Origin of the sequence: Streptomyces sp. NBC_01276 (assembly GCF_041435355.1) — a bacterium.
Lineage (GTDB): Bacteria > Actinomycetota > Actinomycetes > Streptomycetales > Streptomycetaceae > Streptomyces.
In genome coordinates this window covers 459,066-476,216 of the sequence record NZ_CP108442.1, presented here as the reverse complement: position 1 = coordinate 476,216, position 17,151 = coordinate 459,066, and the positions used below count along the sequence as shown (strand labels likewise).

The following is a 17,151-nucleotide window of genomic DNA, read 5'->3' as shown; positions in this document are numbered from 1 at the left end:
GACAGCCCTTAGCCATGAACGACCCCGCCTTGCACCAAGAGCTCTACGGCGCATATCACTCCGAAGCGATCGTGGACGATCTTCAGGGACCGGCGGAAACCTTGGGGATCCAGGACGTACACCGGCACGCGACGCGTATCCGCCAGGGCCTCCGTGACGATCCCCGCGCTAGCCATCGGGGCCGCCAAGGAGCTCTTGGAGTCAGTGCTGAAAGCGGTACTTGGCCTTCATGGAAACGGCAAGGAGACCAAAGAGGACCTCCCGAAGCTGGTGAAGACAGCAGCCGTTTCGCTCGGCCTCGACGCCGGGGGAGTGCGCCGTGACGAACCAGGTGCCGAATACCGGCGGAAGATCCTCCAGTCCTTGACCACGATGGTGATCGGAGCTGGCGAGCTACGGAACGAGGGGCTGGGAACCGGGCACGGACTCAGCCAAGGTCCTGCCCCCGACGTGGCCACTGCCCGACTGGTCGTCTCAGCAGCAGCGGCAGCAGCCACGTTCTACATGGAGGCGTACGAGGCTCAACAGCCGAGCTGAAGCTACCGGCGGCCGTCCAGCCGTCCGTCCCGGTAGCCGCCGGATCCCGCTCCGCCGTGCTGAGGACTGGCCAGCTCGGTGAGCGCGTGAACGGCGGCATCCATGCGGTCCGGGCTGTCCGTGCCGGCGACCCAGGTCACCATCTGCTGCTCCAGGGTCGGCCACTGCCCGACATGGTGAACACGTCCTTGCTCGTAGAGCTGGGCGATCGGCTCGGCCCGCAACCTCTTGCCCTTCTTCGCGGTGACCGGGAGGACCGCGGGCATCAGCATCTGCTCGGTCTTGTGCTCACGGTGTAGGTCCTCCCACGCCTGCGCGATCACCTGGCGGCTCATGTCCCCGCCGTAGTTCGACTCGACCACGATCGCGTCCGCCCGAAGCTCGATCGCCAGCAGGCACGTTTCTCTGCCCCAGGAGTCCGCGCCCCTGTTTCCACTGCGGTCATCGAGGAGATACAGATGTCCGTCGGTGTCGCGGGCTGCGGCGATGATGCCGGTCTCGTCCCCGACAGCGGACTCGCCGCCGGCCGGGTCGACGGCGACGACAATCCTGCTGAGGTCGATGCCGCGCAGCTGGGCGGCCGAGATCCGGTTGTCGGTGATCCACGCCCAGTCCCAGACGCCGCCGTCCTGCGGACGGGGCTGCTGCATGTAGAGCGACCACCACACTCGCTCGCCGACCGACGCGCGGATCTCCGCAAGGGCACCCTCGTCGTACCGGTCCGGCCAGAGTGCGCCGCCGACGGTGCGGCCGAGCGCGTCGTCCTCGGCGAGCGCGAGGGCAGGCAGGTCGATGACGGTCCACCGATGCCGCTCCTCGGCCAGCACTCGGCCGGCGAGGTCGTCTTCATCCCAGCGGGTCTGGATGAGGATGACGGACCCGCCGGGCTCGATGCGGGTCAGAAGGACGGCTTGCCACCATTCCCAGAGGCGGCGCCTCATAGTGGGCGAGGAAGCCTCCGCGGCGTCCTTGATCGGGTCGTCCACCACGGCCAGGTGGGCGCCCTTGCCGGTGAGGCCGCCGCCGACGCCGGCCATGACCGCGCCGCCCTCGGTACCGAGCAGGTCGAACCGGTTGGCGGCGGAGGAGCCGGGACGCAGGTCGATTCCGATCTGCGGGCCGTACGTGAGGATGGCGTCCCTGATCCACCTGCCGTGGCCATCGGCCAGGTCTGAGGAGTACGAGGCGATCATCACCCGGTGTTCGGGGCGCCGCCGCAGGTACCAAAGCGGCGCCCACCGGGCGGCACGACGGGATTTGCCGTGCCGGGGCGGCATGGTGAGCAGCAGTCGGGTCGGCACTCCGGCGGAGACCCGCTCGAAGGCAGCGTCGATCAGCCCCAGGTGCGGGGCCTGCATCTCCTTTCCCTCGGTGAGGACGGCCGCCATCGCTCCGGGGGAGCGGTCCATCGCCATGTCCCGCTCGATACGGGCGAGCTGGGCACGGAGCTGTGGGGTGGAAGCTGCGGCGATCTCACGGCGGCGCAACGCTGGAAGCGTGCGGTACAGCTGGAGAACCGCAGCCTCGTCAGCCCTCCGCACTCTCAGATCCGGTGTCGCCAGCCAGCGCGATCAGCCGTTCCAGCTCATCCAGGCCGGTTCGATCAAGCGGCCGTCGCTCGGCGGCTCGGCGCCGCGCCGGTACGCCTCGATGCCCTACCCCTGCGGGTACGCGATCCCGTCGCTGTTGATTGCCGGGTCCGCGGCAAGCTTTCGGCCGATGGTCAGCCAGTCGATGCCTGCCGGCTTGAGGTCGATGGCATCGGTACGCCGCTGGGTGATCGCGGCTCGTGCGGCCCTGTTGGGGCGGCCCATGTGCGCAGCTCCTCAAAACCCCCGCGCCGCCCTTCCATGATCCTGTATCGGAGGGCGGCGGCGGGGCTACGAGCTGCTAGCGGGCGAGCGTCCACTTCGTGAGGCGGTCCACGATCTCCAGGACGGACCTGCGCGCGCCGGCGGAGATGAACGCGAAGACGACGAACGAGGGGATGAGCGCGACCACCACGACCAAGGCGGGCAGCATGCGCACGACGATGGTGCAGAAGTCGAGCACGGCGCGGAGGGTCCGGGTCTGCGACAGGAGGTCGATCAAACGGTCCAGCAAGAGGTACTCCTCGTATACGCGAGCGAGGTCACCTGGTGTTCCGGACGAGGGCATACGCCTCCCTCGGTCGGTGCCCCAGTGGGGCAACCAGATGAGCAAACCCCGCTGGCCCGCGTTTCACGAGTCAGCGGCAGGGTTTCAACCTGCTGCGCAACTAGCTCTCCTGTGCGTTACTCCATGCCACGCCAAACAGCAGTCCGGCGGCCAGGTGAAATTACCGGCCGCCGGACCGCCATTCAAGACTGATTTTCAGTCACTGTCCGAGAAGTGCCGTCAGCTAGCCCTCGAACGACAGCTGTGTCCCCCCTGACCGCTCCTCTGGGGGTGCTGCTGCCAGAGCTGCCGGGACGTGGCGGTTTTGTCTCAGCCACCATCCGAACTGCCAGTTCCGGCACGTTCGGAACAGCCGGGCCTGCCGTAGCGGTTCGCCGGCAGGGATCGGGTGCTCCCCCTCACCCAGTAATGGGCTGCGCGTTCCGCAGCCGTACTCCCAGGCCCGGCACGAGGGCGTCCCCCTCCCACTCCGCGCTGGTACATGCTCGAAGCCGAGGTGAGCGTTCCTGCCCCAGTCCCACGGAATCGGCAGAGCGCACAGGTACCAGGCTGCCGGGGGATTCGTCGTCGGCAAGACCAAGCTCTGACGCTTAGCGCAACACACTCTCGGCCGCCCTCAAAACCGCCGTCATGGAAAAGCTGATCGCACAGAACTGGGCCGACCAGGTCGCCCTTCCGCGATACGAGAAACCCCTCGCCGTCGTCTGGACCGAGGAGCGAGTCGCTCGCTGGCGTGAGACCGGCCAGAAGCCCAGCCCCGTGATGGTCTGGACCCCCGAACTCACGGGTCAGTTTCTGGATGCCGCCGCAAGCCCGACTGAAATGGGCAGAGGTTGACATGGTCCAAGGAGCCGCGAACATCGTGGAGCAGCTTGTTGCCGACACCACGCACCAGATGTACGGCGAGACGCCCAAGAGCCGCAGCGGTCGACGAACCACAGCCCTCAACTCTGCAACGCACGCCCTTCTCGCGACCTGGCGGAAGGTACAGAAGGAAGAGAGAGCCGCATGGGAAGCGAAGCACCAGCGCAACCCCCAGAAGTACGGCCCCTACGTCGACAGCGGATACGTATTCACCCAAGACAACGGCACTCCGTGGCATCCCGATAACGTGTCCAAACTCTTCGACCGCCTCCTGCGGAGACTCGACATGCACCCCATTCGCCTGCACGACCTGCGCCACTGCGCGGCATCCCTGAGCCTTGCAGCCGGCCTTTCCATGAAGGCGATCCAGGCCCTACTGGGCCACGCATCATTCACTCTCACTGCGGACACGTACACCAGCCTGATGCCCCAGTTCGAGAAGGAGGCCGCCGATGCTCCGGTCGCCCTCGTTCCGCGCGCGCACCAACCGCCGGACGCTGGGGTAGGAGCCCTGCGTGACGGCGCGCGGCCTCCGATGACGCTCATCGCAGGGGGCGGAGAGGAGGCGGCATGACAGCTGCCTGGTGCTCTGTCCCCCTGCTGTCCCCCTGAGACGCAAAGTGGCCTCCCGGAAGCCCTTCTGGGAGGCCACTCTTAAACGTTTTTGCTGTTCAGAGGTGTTCCATCGTCTTCCGGCTAACCTGCTGGACGCTGTTCTTCCGAAGCGGCGCATGTGGAGGAGAGGCCGCCCCGGAACAGGCCCCGGAGCGGTGGGGCCGGGGACCGGGTCGGGGGATCAGGTCGTGTCGCCCGGGCGGACCAGGCCCGCCTCGTACGCGAAGATCACCGCTTGGGCGCGGTCGCGCAGGTCCAGCTTGCCGAGGACCCGGCCGATGTGGGTCTTGACCGTCTGCTCCGCCAGCACCAGGTGCGCGGCGATCTCCTGGTTCGACAGGCCGCGCGCGATCAGCTCCAGCACCTCCGTCTCCCGCGGGGTCAGACCGTTCAGCCGCAGCGCCGGATCCTTGCGCGGCGCCGGCCGCTGCCGCACGAAGTCCGCGATCAGGCGACGGGTCACCGAGGGTGCCAGCAGCGCCTCGCCGGAGGCGACCACCCGGACCGCCGCGATCAGATCGGCCGGCGGGGCGTCCTTGAGCAGGAACCCCGACGCGCCCGCGCGCAGCGCCTCGTACACGTAGTCGTCGATGTCGAAGGTGGTCAGCATCAGCACCCTGGGCCGGTGCACCACCCCCGGCGGCGGATCGAGCAGCTGCCGGGCCGCGGAGAGTCCGTCCAGCTCCGGCATCCGTACGTCCATCAGCACCACGTCGGGGTGGACGGTGCGCGACACCCGCACCCCCTCCCGGCCGTCGGGCGCCTCGCCCACCACGTCGATGTCGGGCTGCGCCGACAGCAGCGCGGCGAACCCCGCCCGCACCATGGCCTGGTCGTCGACGATGATCACGCGGATGGTCAACTCGGTTCCTTCTCGGCGTCGTTCAGGGGAAGCCGGGCGGCGACCCGGAATCCGCCGTCGGGCAGCGGGCCCGTCTCCAGGGTCCCTCCGGTCAACCGTACGCGTTCGCGCATCCCCACCAGACCGTGCCCCGTGCCCGAACTCTCCACCTCCACCTCCACCACCGCGTCCCGCGCCGGACCGTTGACCACCAGCACGAGCACGTCGCCCCCCGGAGCGGAGCGGGTCACCGAGACCCGGGTCCGTGCCCCCGGGGCGTGCCGCACCACGTTCGCCAGGGCCTCCTGCACGATCCGGTACGCCGACAGGTCCACGGCCGGCGGCACCGCCTCGGCCGCGGCCGACGCCAGGGACAGCTCCACCGGCTGCCCGGCCCGTACCGTCGCCTCCACCAGCTGCTGGATCCGGCCGATCCCGGGCTGCGGGAACCGCTCGCCGCCCGCGCCCTCCGCGCCGTTCGTCCCGTCGCCGCGCAGCACCGTCAGCAGCCGCCGCATCTCGCCCAACGACTCGCGCGCGCCGGCCGCGATCGCCGCGAACTCCTCCCGCACCGGCTCCGCCATGCCCGGCAGCCGGTACGGGGCCGAATCGGCCTGCACGGTGATGACCGACATGTGGTGGGCCACCACGTCGTGCAACTCCCGGGCGATCCGCGCCCGCTCCTCCAGCAGCGTGCGCCGTGCCCGCTCCGCCTCGCTGATGCTCTCCTGCTCCGCGATCCGCTGCCGGGCGTCGCCCAGCTGCCGCAGCGCACCCGTCAGGGCCAGTACGGCCCCGCTGAGCACGAACTGCAGCGCCACGGTGTTCGTCACGCCGGCGGGCTCGGAGAAGCCGAGCACCACCCCGGCGGCGCCGGTCGCCAGCCACACCTGGACCAGCGTCCGGATGGACTCGCGCAGCCCCAGACACACCATCAGCACCTGGTAGCCGACGATCACCATCGGCGGCCACGGCCAGGTCTGCCCGCCCACCCGGTCCGCGCCGATCAGCAGGACGGCCCCGACGACGTCGGCGAAGAGCACCATGACCCAGGCGGGCACAGGCCGGGTGACCGCCAGCAGCAGCGGAACGGTCTGCGCCACGCCCAGCGCCCCCGCCCAGCCGCCGTTCACCCCGTAGTCGTTGCTCAGCACCGCGATGGTCACCGGCAGCAGCGTGATCACGAAGATGCCGACGACCGTGAAGGGCAGCATCCGCTGCCACCGCCTGGGTGCCCGCGCGAACAGTGCCTCGCCGGGCCGGGCGGGCGTCCGCAGCACGACCGCGAACCGGTCCAGCGGGTCCGTCCCCCGCCCCCCGCGCCGCCCGCGGGAGCCGTGCGGCCCGTCCGGCTCGCGCGCCTCGCGCGCCTCGCGCACCTTACGGTTGCGGACACGGGCCGGGATGCGGGGTTTGAGGCTCATGATCCGTACAGCCTATGCGCCGGGCGGGCGCGCGGGGCGCGAAGCGCGGGGGCGGGCCCTCGGAGCCGGCTCGTCCATGATCACGAGTTCGAGGGTTTCCCTTCCGCCACGGCCGCCTCACCCGCAGACTGTGTTCCCGTGACGTCACGGAAGACCAACGCCCCCGCCCTCGCCACCTTCGGACTGCTCGCGGCCTGGGCCGTGCACGACCTGGAGGAGGTCGCCACGATGGCCCGCTGGTCCCGCACCCGGGTCCCGGCGCTCCGCGCCCGCCACCCCCGGGTCCCCGAGCGGCTCTGGCGCGGTGTCACCGACGTCGACGGCCGCGACTTCGCCACCGCCGTCGGACTCGTGGGCGTCCTCGTCACGGCGGCCGCCGCCGACGGCTACCGCACCGGCGGCCGTTCCGCCTTCTACCAGAGCGCCCTCGACGGCTTCGGCCTGCACGGCCTCGTCCACCTGGCGCAGGCCGCCGCGACCCGCGGATACACCCCCGGCGTGGTCACCTCCCCGCTCGTGGTCGTCCCCTTCACCCTCTGGGCGCGCGGCCGGCTGAGCCGCGCCGGGGTGCTGCGTCCCACCCGCCCCCGGGACCTGGCCGTCTCCCTCGCCATGGCCGCGGCGACCGCCGCGGGCGCGCACGCCGTGGCCCGGCGGATCCGGTAGCCGCCGGGTTCGTTCCCCCGGCGGGCTCCGCTCGTTGACCGGGCATGGAGCTGTTGCCGACCATCGCGGCGCCGGGCGTCGGTGAACGGGCCGACGCCGCGGCCGATGCCGCCTGCCATCTCTATGACGCCGTCGTGCCCTGGAGCGGCGACGGGCCCGGCGGGTGGAGCCGGACCGCCGCCGAGGACGCCGCCGAGACCATCGAGACCACCGCGCACGCCCTCGCGCACATCCACCCGCGCGCCGAGGTCATCCTCGCGCCTGTGCACGCGGCCCTCGCCGACCTGCGCCGCCAGCTCGCGCTGGCCCCCGCGGAGCTGCTGGGCGCCGAAGGGGTCCCGGTGGTCGCGCGCACGGTCGGCAACCCGCGCCGCACCCGCTGGGTGCGGGTGCTCACGCCCCCTTCGCCCCGGCAACCGCCGCCTGGTACAGCTTCCTGATCTCGGCGCCGAAGTAGGAGCTGTACGAGGTGTCGGCGGTGGGCCCGCCCGTCTTCCAGCCGCCGATCACCCCGACCACGTCGCCGGTCCGGGTGCGGTCGTCGAAGCGCGTGATGAAGGGGCCGCCGCTGGTCCCGCCCGGGTAGCCGGTGCAGTCGATGCGCAGGAACGAGCCCGGGCTCCCGGGGTCGGTGCTGGTGAACTTGGTCGTGCGGTTGACGCACACGCGCGGGCGGGCCGCCGACGCGGGATGGCCGATCAGGGTCACCTTCGCGTGGGTGAACGTGGCTCCGGTGAGGAGGCGGTTGCCGCCGACGGCGTTCTCCACCGCGCGGCCGGAGGCGTTCGGCCCGACGGCGGCGAAGGCCACGTCCAGGGTGGCGGCCTTCTCCGCCCCCTGGGTCCTGTAGCGCTGGTCGATCCACACCTTGGAGCGGCCCGCCGAATCGCGCAGGACCGGGAACATGCCGTACGGCCGGGGCTTCGCGCGGGTGTAGCGCGGTACGAAGGCCACCTGGCGGGTGTCCGACCCGAGCAGGCAGTGCCCCGCGCTCAGCACCAGGTTGCGGCCCGGGGACGAGACCACGCTGGCGGTGCAGAAGTAGGCCCCGGCGCCCTTCATGACGTACATCCGGCCGACTGCCGGGACCCCGTCGAAGTCCTGGCCGACCCCGGCCGTGGCGGGCGCGAGGACGGGCCCGGCCGGCGCCCGGGTGGGCGCGGCGGGCGCGGGCGACGGCGAGGGGGCGGTGGGGGAGGGGAGCGGGGCGGCGGTGGGACCGGTGGGGCTCTGGGGCGTCGGGATCGTCGGGGTCGAGGCCGGGGTCGGGGGCGGCACCGGGGCGCCGGGGGCCGCGGGGGCGGTCGTGTCGCCGGGTGTGGCGGGTGAGGCCACAGGCGCCACGGGGGCGGCCGGGGTGGAACCGGCGGGGGAGGCGGGTGCTTCCGGGGGCGCGGGAGTGGCGGCCACACCCGGCGCGGGTTCGGTGCCTGCGGGTTCGGTGCCCGTGGGTTCGGTGCCTGTGGGGCTTGCGGCCGCGGGGCTCGTGGCTGCCGGGTCGGCTCCGGCGGGGCCGGTGCCTGCGGGGCTCGTGGCCGCGGGGTCGTCGCCCGCGGGGTTGCCCGTAGCCGGAGCGTCCGCCGTAGGAGCGCCCGGAAGCGGACCGGTCGGAGGCGGACCGGCCGCCGCGGGGCTGCCCGCCGTGGCGCCGTCGGCCGCGCCGCCGCCCTTCGCGGGAGCGGCCGACGGGGGATCGGGAACTGGTGCCGGAACGCCGTCGGCGACGGGTACCGGGACGGGGTCCGGAACCGGCAGGGCCGCGGCCATCCGCTCCGGCGTCCAGAAGGCGGCGGCCTCGCGCGCGGTCCAACGGCTCTGGGCCGCCTGCGCACTGCCCGCCTCCGCGACGGGCAGCGGCCCGCCGGGCAGCAGCAGCGCGGCGGCGGCCGTGGCCGCCGCCAGCGTCAACGTACGTCGCATGTCTCGCTCCTGAGGGTGTGGGCCGGGACGGCCCGGCTGACCTGGTGCTGTGACCGGCGGGTTCACCGGGGCGCGGCGCCCGGAACGGCACCGCACCGCGTGGTCGGACCGCGCGAGTACCTCCGGTACGAGCCGCGGTCCTCCCGCCCCGTACCGCACCGCACCGGACGCCGCGCCCCGGCGAACGCTCCCGGCCGCGGCACTAGACGGCCTGCGGAAATCGGAACAGCCGGTCGGGGTCGTAGGCCCGCCGGACTTCCTCCAGCCGGGGGAGGTTGGAGCCGTAGTAGGCCCGGCGCCAGCCGGCGAGCTCCGGGTCGGCGTAGTTCTGGTACGCGGCGCCGCCCGCCCACGGGCGCAGGTCCTGCCAGAGCCCGTTCAGCCAGGCCCGGTGGCGGGCCACCTCGGCGGCCGGAGCCGACTGCGGCCAGTAGACGAGGTACTGGGCCAGGAAGGCACTGCCGCGGTGGACGAAGGCGGTGTCGGCGGCGGCGACCCGGTTCAGGGCCCCGCCGCACACCCCGTCGAACTGGACGACCCCGAGTCCGCCGCGCGGCGCCTGCCCCGCGTACCGCCGGACGGCCGCCAGCACCGCCGTGACCGCAGGCTCCGCCAGCCCGGACGGGCCCCAGAAGTCGGAGCGGGCGGCGTACGAGTCCCGCCCCAGCCGCCCCTGCGGGTCCCGGCCGGGCAGCCGGCCCGGGAGCCGGCACCGGTCGGGGGCCGGGTCGGCGCAGCCCGCCATGGCCCGAACGGTGTCCGCGTAGCTCCGTACGACGGTCCAGCTGTCCCGGGGCCCCCGCCCCACCAGGTCGGTGAGCCGCGTCAGTTGCCGCTCCAGTTCCCCGCGCCCGTCGAGGCACACGACCCGGACGGCGGGCACCGCGGCGGCCCCGGCCCCCGACTCCACCGTGAACTCCACCTGGCTCCAGAACGGGTCCGGCAGCCCGCCCAGCCAGCGCTGCCACCCGCGCAGCACCGCCGGGGAGTCGGCGGCCGCCCAGTGCAGCTCGGCGAAAGCGGTGTCGGTGACCGGATGGGTGCGCAGCCGGAACTCGGTGACCACCCCGAAGTTGCCACCGCCGCCCCCGCGCAGCGCCCAGTACAGATCGGGGTCCCCACCCGGCCCGACCTCCCGCACCACCCCGTCCGGGGTGACCACCCGGGCGCCGGAGAGCCGGTCGCAGGTGGCCCCGTAGGCCCGCGAGGAGAGGCCCAGGCCACCGCCGAGGGTGAGCCCCGCGATGCCGACGGAGGGGCACAGCCCGGCCGGAACGCCCAGACCGTCCGCCGCGAGGGCCGCGTGCAGACCGGAGAGCCGGGCACCCGCGCCGACCCGTACCTCACCCCCCTCGACCGTCACACCGGCCATCGCCCCCACGTCGACCACCAGACCGGCGGCCACGGTGGACCAGCCCGCGTAACTGTGGCCGCCGCCGCGCGGTACGACCGGGGCGCCCGACCGGCGGGCGAAGTCCAGGCAGACGGCGACGTCCCCGGCGTGCGCCGGGTAGGCGACGGCCGCGGGGGAGACGGAGTCGAAGCGGGGCTGGAACAGCTGTCGGGCCTCGGCGTAGTCCGCATCACCGGGCAGGACCACCCGCCCGTCCAGCGCGCGGGCGAGCGCCCCGAAGTCGGCGCTGCCCCGCGGGGACCGGACGGCCGCGCCGACGGAGGCCAGGACGGCGGCGGCGGTGCCCGCGAGGACCCGGCGGCGTGGGAGGCTCATTCCTCCTTCCTCCCACTGCCCGGCCCCATCGGGGCGAAGGCGGGCCCGCCGAAATCGTGTTGTCAGCCGAACAGATTACGTTTCGAGCGCCCGTGCCGGGCGGCCTGGCGGCCCGCACCCGAAGCGGCTCGGGCCCACGGAGCCGGGTCCGCGCCCCGAGCCGGGCCCGCGTCCCGAGTCGTGTCTGCGTCCCGGGGCGGGCCCGCGCCCCGAGCGGGGTCCTCGTGCCGAGCCTGACCGGGAGCGGGCCCGGCGGGCGGCCCGGGGAAGGTCGGCGCCAGGCACGCGGCTGTGTGCGGCCCCGGGCTGCTGCCCGTTCGGGCCGGTGGGTCGGGCGGCGCCGGGGGTGGCGGGGTACCCGGCCCGGGGGAGGCACCCGGCGCGGCGCGGCGCGGACTTGGCAGGGCGGACCGGCTCCGCCGGGGCGGCACGGGGCTAGCCACTTCGGGCCGTGGGCAGGCGTCCGACCGGGGTCGAGGCGCCGAGGCGGCCAGCCCGCTTGGCGCGACCGCCTGACCCGCCCGACCCGACCGCTCGACCCGGCCGACCGGTCAGGTCGGGTGCGTGGTGGCGAGTGCCCGGGGCAGGGGCCCGCTGTGGACCAGGGTATGGCGGAGCTGCCTCGCGCGGCCTGCCTGTCCGGCCCCGCCCTCTCGGCCGGTCCCGTCCGGGACGAGGCTCTCGTGCTGCGGACCACACCATGGTGGGGAGGCACGGTACGGCCCAGCCGTTACCTGCCCGGACTGCCTGGCCTGCCAGCCCGGTCCGGGGTCCTCGGGGTGCGGACCACGGCGTGGCGGGCCGCGGCCTCGTCAGGTACGGGTGGACCCGGTGGACCCGGTGGACCCGGTGGACCCGGTGGACCCGGTGGACCCGGTGGACCCGGTGGACCCGGTGGACCCGGTGGACCCGGTGGACCCGGTGGACCCGGTGGACCCGGTGGACCCGGTGGACCCGGCGGGTCAGGCCGGTTCAGGCCGGTTCAGGCGGGTCAGGCCGGGTCAGGCCGGGTCAGGCGGGTCAGACGGACCCTCCGGACCTGCCCGACCTGCCGGACCCATCGGCCCCACCAGCCCTGTCGGCCCCACCAGCCCCGCCGGGTCAGGCGGTAGGGGTTTTGCGGGCCAGGACGAAGCCGTGGGGGCCGGTCTCGTTCGTGACCGGTTCGCGGACCAGGCGGGCCACCTCCGTCAGTCCCGCCTCCGCCAGCCGCTCGGCGACCAGGCCGGGCGGGGTCCCGTACACGTCGAGGTCGACGGGATGGCCGTGGGCGGGCTCCGGCAGCCGCCGCCCGTCCCCCGCCTCGAACGCGAGCAGCGCGTACCCGCCCGGAGCCAGTACCCGGGCGAACTCCGTGAAGACGGCGGGAAGCTCCCCCGGCGGGACGTGCGCGGTGGAATGCCAGGCCACTACCCCGCCCAGGGCCCCTTCCGCGACGTCCAGCCAAGCCATCCGGCCCACCTCGAACCGAAGCCCCGGATAACTCCGCCGGGCCACCGCCACCATCGCGGGGGACAGGTCGACGCCGAACGCCCGTACGCCGAGACCGTTCAGGTAGGCCGTGATCCCTCCCGGCCCGCAGCCGAGGTCCGCGACGGCCCCGCCGCCCCCACCGCGTACGCACTCGGCGAAGGCGCCCAGCATGGCCCGGTCCAGGGGTGCGGCCTCCAGGACGCCCGTCAACAGCCGGGCGTGGTCGACGGCGACGGCGTCGTGGGACGCCCGAACGGCACTCAGGCGCGAGCTCTCTGTCATGCCCCTGAACAGTAGCCCGCCCGGGGGCGGGTCTCACCCCCCGGAAGCCTTCGACGGGCCGCCGACCGGACCTGTTCCCCCGCCCGTCGGCCGCCCGTCAGCCGCCGGTCAGCGGATTCGGGAGCTCCGCCCACTGGTCGCCCGGCACCCCCGGACTCAGCCGCATCAGGGTCAGTGCCTTCACGGGCAGCGGCCCGCTCCTCAGCAGTTCCGAGTCGGGGGTGGGCGGCAGACCGTCCAGGGCCCCGGCCAGTGCCTCGCCGAGAGCGCCCGACGAACCCGCCGTGGCGGCCAGGGCCCCGGCCACCAGGGAGCCGAACAGTTTGCGCCGCAACACCGTCTCGTCGTCCGTGACGAGCCGGCCCGACAGCGGAGGCACCGCCAGCCCGTGCCGGGCCAGCCGGGCCGGGCTGATCCGGATGTCGGCGAGGTCGCGGTAGACGAGCCGCCGCGGTGCCCCGTCGGGACCCATGACCAGCAGCAGGTTCTGGCCGTGGGCCTCCAGGGCCACCCCGAGGTCGAGCACCTTCAGGCACACCGACACCGCGAGGCGGGCGAACTCGGCCTGCCAGACGGCGGAACGGGACAGCTCCGTGCCGGCCAGCGCCGCCACCGGCACCACCCGCTCGCCGGGCCCCGCGTACGCCTCCGGGGCCTCGCGGAGCACCGCCGCCAGGTCCGGGCTGTGCGCGGTGGCCGCGCCGAGGGTCCGGGTGATGTGCAGGCGGCCGTCGAGCCGCTCCGTCAGGGCGTGCGCGAAGGCGGACACCACGGCCGCCGTCTCGACGGAGTACTCCGAGATGTCCCGGACGGAGGAGGTCAGCCGGGTGCTCAGGGCCGTCTTCACATGGGGGCCGCCCGCCGCCGGGGCCAGCGTGCGCAGCGCCATCAGCGGATGTGCCGGGAGAGCGCCCGTCCGGACCTCCTCGCCCTTCAGGACGTGCTCCGCCTGCCAGGGGTGCACCGGCACCAGGATCCGGTCCCCGTCGCGCAGGTGGTCCGGCCAGTCCCCGGTGACCAGGCACTCCCGGACCGGTACGGGAACCAGCCCGAGCCCGACCAGCGGCCGGTGCTCCGGCGCGTACGCCAGCTGTTCGGCCACCGAGAACCCGGGCCGGGAGCGGCAGTTGGGGTGGTAGGGATGGCCGTCGACCACCGTCTGCTCCCACTCCCAGCCGGTGCGCGGCTCCGCACCGGGACCTCGTGGCCGTCCGGCCCGGGACAGGGCGAGGGAGGCGGTGCTGTCGTCCAGCTCGGCGGCGAAGGCGGCCCCGTGGGGCACTCCGAGCGCCTCCACCAGCCCCGCGGCCCGCCGGTGGGTCCGCCCGTCGAGCCGCAGCCCGGTGACGAGGTCGCCGGTGGCGTACGGGTCCGCCGGCGGGCCCTCCAGCCGTCCGCCCCCGGCCAGCAGCAGCGTGAGGGAGTCCGGCCCGCGTTCCCGGCGCGCCACCCACGGCAGCGGCTCGAAGGCCAGCGCCCGCCACAGCCGGGTGAGCACGGCCGACCGCGCGCCGTCCAGGGAGGCCTCGTACGCCGCTCCGAGCGAGGGCCGTACGCCGGCCAGCGCGGTGCGGACCGCCTCCTCGCCGCCGGTCGCGGCCGTGCTCGCCGGGGTGCCGGTGGCGACCGGGGCCGGGGTGGTGTGATCGGGGTCGGGGACGTGCGCGGTGCGGTCCAGGGTCCCGTTCCTTTCGTATCGTTTTGCCGGATGATCACTTCATCATCACGGATACTGAAGATCACGGCCGACGGTTCCCCTCCCTGGAACCGCGGCGCACCGGATGGACCGAATGGAACCAGTGGACCTCAACACCGCCGCCGATGCCTGCGCGGCCGCCCCGCTCCTGAACTGCCTGCTCCGGGAGGTGGCCGACGCCGAGGGCGCGGGCGTCCACCGGCTGCGCGGAAGCGGCCGGATCCTGAGGGTGGGCGGCGGACGCCGGCCCTCCGACCCGGCCCTGCGCACGGCGGACGGCTGGCAATCGCTCAGCCACGCGGAGCTGGTCAAGCTCACCTCCGACGAGCTGCGCCAGTACACCGGCGTCTCCAACGACGAGCTGCCTTCCGAGATCGCCGACAGCCGGGCCGCGGTCGCCGCGCTGCTGGCCGCGCGGGCCGCCGCCGACGCCCCGGAGGATCTGTACCTGCGGTCCGAACAGGCCCTGGTCATGGGGCATCCGCACCACCCCGCCCCCAAGGCCCGCGGCGGCGCGCCCGCCGCGAGCTGGCTCCCCTACGCCCCCGAGGCCCACGCCCGCTTCCCGCTCGTCATGCTGGGCCTGCGCGAGGACCAGGTGGCCGAGGAGGGCGGACCGGCCGCCGCCGACGCGGTCGACGCGCTGGCCGGGATCCTGGACGGCCCGCGCCCGCCCGCCGGGTACCGGGCCCTGCCCGCCCACCCCTGGCAGCTCGAACTGCTCGCCGGACGGCCCGGGGTGCTCGAGGCCTTCGCCGACGGCCGGCTGCTGCGGCTCGGCCCGACCCGGCTGCCGGTGTGGCCCACCGCCTCGATCCGCACCGTGCACGCCCCGGGTCCGGACGCCGACCTGTTCGCGAAGTTCAGCCTCGACGTGCGGATCACCAACGACGTGCGCCGGCTGTGGCGCCACGACCTGCTGAAACTGTGCCGGACCGATGCCGCCGTCGAGGCCGCTTTCGCCGATCTGCGCGGGCGTACGGGATCCGGAGCGGTCTGGCTCGCCGACCGCGGGTACCGCACCGCGTCCTTCGCCTTCGAGGAGCTCGCCGTGCTGGTGCGCGACGGCCTGCGGACGCGGGTGGCCGAGGGGGCGACCCCGCTGCTGGCCGCCGCGCTCGCCGAGGACTTCCGGGGAAGTCCCCTCGCGGCGGCGGCCGACCCCGTGCGCTGGTGGCGGGCGTACCTGCGTCACGTCGTACCTCCGGTGCTGTACCTGTTCGCCCGGCACGGGATCGTGCTGGAGGCCCACCTGCAGAACTGTCTCGTCGCGGTCGACGCCGACGGCCTGCCGGTGCAGGCCCTCTTCCGCGACGCGGAGGGGGTGAAACTCCCCCCGGACATGCCGCGCGGGGCGGCCTGGGAGCGGCTCGTGTACTGCCTGGTCGTCAACCACCTGGCGGAGGTGGCGGCGACGCTGGCCGAGCACCGGCCGGAGCGGGCCGCGGAGCTGTGGCCGGCCGTCGCCGAGGAGCTGCGGCGCTTCGACGCCGCGCACGGCCTCCCGGAGATCGCGGACCTCCTGTCCGCCCCCGCGCTCCCGGCCAAGACGAACCTGCTGCTGCGGTGGACCCGCGCGGACGGGGCCGACGCCCGTTACCTGCCGCTGCCCAACCCGCTGCGGGGGTAGGGGCCGACGCGTCCGGGAGCGGGATTTGGCCAAGGTGGTGCAGGCCGGGGCAACCGACGTACCGAAAGGTATAGACCAATGCTAGGTTGGGCGGGCAGACCGCGCAGTCCTTGACCACCCGTCAGAGGAGAAGCCATGCCCTCCCCGTCGCGGGGCGGCGCCCCGGCCGCCATGCCCAAGTACCAGCGGATCGCCGCAGAGCTGCGGGCCGAACTCCACCGCTCCGCCCACGACTCCGGCGGCCGGCTGCCGTCCGAGCGCAGCCTCGCCACCCGGTACGGGGTCAACCGCCAGACCGTCCGCGCCGCGCTCCAGGAGCTGCGGGCCGACGGGCTGATCGTCACCGGCCGCCGGGGCACCCGGGCGGCCGGGAGCCAGGCCGCACCGGCCGCACCCGCCGCACGAGCCGTACCGGCGGCATCGCCGCCGCCGCGGCGGGCGCCGGCCGCTCCGGGGAGCCGCCCGCACCCGGCCGGGACCCCGGGTGGTCCGGCCCCGCACGCGGCCGGAGCGGGCGCGCGGGCCGGGGGGACCGTGACCCGGCTCACCCTGGTCACCGTGCCGCCCTCGCTCGCCGCGCTCCTGGGCATGAGCGGCGGCGCGCGCACCCTGGTCCACCACCGGCGCGTCCACGGCCCGGGCGGTGAGGCGCTCCGCCACGCCGTGACGTACATCTGCCCGCGCACCGCCGCCCGGACCCCGGAACTGGCGCCCTACCTCGACCGGTCGGCCGCCGCCCGCGACGAGGACCTGCGGCCGTTGCACCGCTGGCTGGAGCGGGCCGCCGTCCGGGGCCGGACCGCCGAGACCATCACGATGACCCGCACCATCCGGCCCGAGGCCCCGGACGCCGCCGGCGGTCTGTCCGTACGCCGCCTGCTCCACGACGCCTCCGGCCGGCTGATCGCCGTCACCGATCTGGCCTTCCCGACCTGGGACCGGCTCACGTTCCACCGCCGTCCGGAGGCCATTGGATTCCGCGTCAGTTAGGCCTTCCCGGAAGGGCCGGAAGGGCCGGAAGGGCCGTAAGGGCCGTAAGGGCCGGACCCGGTCCCGCCGGGCGTGCGGTGCCGGCTCAGAAGCGCAGCGCCCAGGAGTCGAGACGGCCGGTGTGCCCGGCGCGGGTGTCGAACACGCGCAGCCGCCACACGCCGTTCGCCGCGCCGACCTGGGCCGGGGTGGCCGTCGGGTGTCCGGAGAGGTGCAGGGCGGCGGCGCCCGCGACGTGCGGGGTGGCACCACGCGGCCGAGGTGATGAAGTCGCCGGGGGGCGAACAGGTCCACGAGCGGGCCGTGGTTGGAGTAGTCGGAACGCCG

Annotated in this window: 18 protein-coding genes; 8 read left to right on the top strand and 10 right to left on the bottom strand. The window is 74.3% G+C overall.

The features are described 5' to 3' along the window. Positions 1-153 precede the first annotated feature (153 nt). Positions 154-537 carry an abortive infection family protein gene (locus OG295_RS01925; RefSeq protein WP_371675201.1) on the top strand — a complete coding sequence of 128 codons (384 nt, stop codon included), beginning with the start codon at positions 154-156 and terminating at the stop codon, positions 535-537. A 2-nt stretch (positions 538-539) separates the two neighbouring features. On the opposite strand, the gene OG295_RS01920 is transcribed toward OG295_RS01925, so the two are convergent. The 3 genes from OG295_RS01920 to OG295_RS01910 form a co-directional block, all read right to left on the bottom strand. Beyond that, entirely contained in the window at positions 540-2,024 is a 1,485-nt protein-coding gene (locus tag OG295_RS01920) for a terminase large subunit domain-containing protein (protein ID WP_371675200.1), read from the bottom strand. A gap of 168 nt (positions 2,025-2,192) precedes the next feature. Beyond that, complete coding sequence (locus OG295_RS01915; protein WP_371675199.1) at positions 2,193-2,351, bottom strand: hypothetical protein; 159 nt, start codon at positions 2,349-2,351, stop codon at positions 2,193-2,195. 76 nt (positions 2,352-2,427) lie between these two features. Continuing rightward, complete coding sequence (locus OG295_RS01910; RefSeq protein ID WP_371675198.1) at positions 2,428-2,640, bottom strand: hypothetical protein; 213 nt, start codon at positions 2,638-2,640, stop codon at positions 2,428-2,430. 684 nt (positions 2,641-3,324) lie between these two features. Between OG295_RS01910 and OG295_RS01905 the strand changes: the two genes are divergently transcribed. Both OG295_RS01905 and OG295_RS01900 read left to right on the top strand, forming a co-directional pair. Next, complete coding sequence (locus OG295_RS01905; protein WP_371675197.1) at positions 3,325-3,531, top strand: hypothetical protein; 207 nt, start codon at positions 3,325-3,327, stop codon at positions 3,529-3,531. A 25-nt stretch (positions 3,532-3,556) separates the two neighbouring features. After that, positions 3,557-4,132 (top strand): tyrosine-type recombinase/integrase, encoded by a 576-nt coding sequence (locus OG295_RS01900; RefSeq protein ID WP_371675196.1) that lies wholly within the window; start codon positions 3,557-3,559, stop codon positions 4,130-4,132. Between the two features lie 222 nt (positions 4,133-4,354). On the opposite strand, the gene OG295_RS01895 is transcribed toward OG295_RS01900, so the two are convergent. Both OG295_RS01895 and OG295_RS01890 read right to left on the bottom strand, forming a co-directional pair. Then, positions 4,355-5,035: a response regulator gene (locus OG295_RS01895; RefSeq protein ID WP_371675195.1), complete on the bottom strand. Its 681-nt coding sequence runs from the start codon at positions 5,033-5,035 to the stop codon at positions 4,355-4,357. Then, a complete protein-coding gene (locus OG295_RS01890) occupies positions 5,032-6,438 on the bottom strand; it encodes a sensor histidine kinase (protein WP_371675194.1) in 1,407 nt (468 codons plus the stop codon). The genes OG295_RS01895 and OG295_RS01890 overlap by 4 nt, the downstream gene beginning before the upstream one ends. A 138-nt stretch (positions 6,439-6,576) precedes the next feature. Between OG295_RS01890 and OG295_RS01885 the strand changes: the two genes are divergently transcribed. Further along, positions 6,577-7,104: an HXXEE domain-containing protein gene (locus OG295_RS01885; protein WP_371675193.1), complete on the top strand. Its 528-nt coding sequence runs from the start codon at positions 6,577-6,579 to the stop codon at positions 7,102-7,104. Positions 7,105-7,148: 44 nt separating this feature from the next. Beyond that, entirely contained in the window at positions 7,149-7,544 is a 396-nt protein-coding gene (locus tag OG295_RS01880) for a hypothetical protein (protein ID WP_371675192.1), read from the top strand. On the opposite strand, the gene OG295_RS01875 is transcribed toward OG295_RS01880, so the two are convergent. From OG295_RS01875 to OG295_RS01860, 4 genes are all read right to left on the bottom strand, one after another. Further along, the gene (locus tag OG295_RS01875) at positions 7,498-9,024 is read right to left on the bottom strand and encodes a hypothetical protein (RefSeq protein WP_371675191.1); all 1,527 of its coding nucleotides are present in this window, start codon (positions 9,022-9,024) and stop codon (positions 7,498-7,500) included. The two genes, OG295_RS01880 and OG295_RS01875, sit on opposite strands and share 47 nt — an antisense overlap. Positions 9,025-9,226: 202 nt before the next feature. Further along, positions 9,227-10,753, bottom strand: a complete 1,527-nt coding sequence (locus tag OG295_RS01870; RefSeq protein ID WP_371675190.1) for an FAD-binding oxidoreductase — start codon at positions 10,751-10,753, stop codon at positions 9,227-9,229. A gap of 1,101 nt (positions 10,754-11,854) precedes the next feature. Continuing rightward, entirely contained in the window at positions 11,855-12,508 is a 654-nt protein-coding gene (locus tag OG295_RS01865; RefSeq protein ID WP_371675189.1) for a class I SAM-dependent methyltransferase, read from the bottom strand. A 97-nt stretch (positions 12,509-12,605) separates the two neighbouring features. Beyond that, positions 12,606-14,072 carry an IucA/IucC family protein gene (locus tag OG295_RS01860; RefSeq protein WP_371681075.1) on the bottom strand — a complete coding sequence of 489 codons (1,467 nt, stop codon included), beginning with the start codon at positions 14,070-14,072 and terminating at the stop codon, positions 12,606-12,608. Here OG295_RS01860 and OG295_RS01855 point away from each other — a divergent pair. The 3 genes from OG295_RS01855 (at position 13,999) to OG295_RS01845 (ending at position 16,824) form a co-directional block, all read left to right on the top strand. Further along, on the top strand, positions 13,999-14,154 hold the full coding sequence (locus tag OG295_RS01855) for a hypothetical protein (protein ID WP_371675188.1): 156 nt from the start codon (positions 13,999-14,001) through the stop codon (positions 14,152-14,154). The two genes, OG295_RS01860 and OG295_RS01855, sit on opposite strands and share 74 nt — an antisense overlap. 135 nt (positions 14,155-14,289) lie before the next feature. Continuing rightward, positions 14,290-15,834, top strand: coding sequence for an IucA/IucC family siderophore biosynthesis protein (locus tag OG295_RS01850; RefSeq protein ID WP_371675187.1), 1,545 nt, complete (start codon positions 14,290-14,292; stop codon positions 15,832-15,834). A 135-nt stretch (positions 15,835-15,969) separates the two neighbouring features. Further along, positions 15,970-16,824, top strand: a complete 855-nt coding sequence (locus OG295_RS01845) for a GntR family transcriptional regulator (RefSeq protein WP_371675186.1) — start codon at positions 15,970-15,972, stop codon at positions 16,822-16,824. A gap of 85 nt (positions 16,825-16,909) precedes the next feature. Here OG295_RS01845 and OG295_RS01840 read toward each other — a convergent pair whose 3' ends face one another. Continuing rightward, positions 16,910-16,969 (bottom strand): hypothetical protein, encoded by a 60-nt coding sequence (locus OG295_RS01840; protein WP_371681074.1) that lies wholly within the window; start codon positions 16,967-16,969, stop codon positions 16,910-16,912. Positions 16,970-17,151: the final 182 nt, after the last annotated feature.

What these genes read in the sequence shown, in the direction of transcription:
- OG295_RS01890 (WP_371675194.1), bottom strand. Translation starts at nt 6,438, where the DNA reads ATGAGCCTCAAACCCCGCATCCCGGCCCGTGTCCGCAACCGTAAGGTG.
- OG295_RS01865 (WP_371675189.1), bottom strand. Translation starts at nt 12,508, where the DNA reads ATGACAGAGAGCTCGCGCCTGAGTGCCGTTCGGGCGTCCCACGACGCC.
- OG295_RS01870 (WP_371675190.1), bottom strand. Translation starts at nt 10,753, where the DNA reads ATGAGCCTCCCACGCCGCCGGGTCCTCGCGGGCACCGCCGCCGCCGTC.
- OG295_RS01850 (WP_371675187.1), top strand. Translation starts at nt 14,290, where the DNA reads ATGGACCGAATGGAACCAGTGGACCTCAACACCGCCGCCGATGCCTGC.
- OG295_RS01880 (WP_371675192.1), top strand. Translation starts at nt 7,149, where the DNA reads ATGGAGCTGTTGCCGACCATCGCGGCGCCGGGCGTCGGTGAACGGGCC.
- OG295_RS01905 (WP_371675197.1), top strand. Translation starts at nt 3,325, where the DNA reads ATGGAAAAGCTGATCGCACAGAACTGGGCCGACCAGGTCGCCCTTCCG.
- OG295_RS01915 (WP_371675199.1), bottom strand. Translation starts at nt 2,351, where the DNA reads ATGGGCCGCCCCAACAGGGCCGCACGAGCCGCGATCACCCAGCGGCGT.
- OG295_RS01875 (WP_371675191.1), bottom strand. Translation starts at nt 9,024, where the DNA reads ATGCGACGTACGTTGACGCTGGCGGCGGCCACGGCCGCCGCCGCGCTG.
- OG295_RS01845 (WP_371675186.1), top strand. Translation starts at nt 15,970, where the DNA reads ATGCCCTCCCCGTCGCGGGGCGGCGCCCCGGCCGCCATGCCCAAGTAC.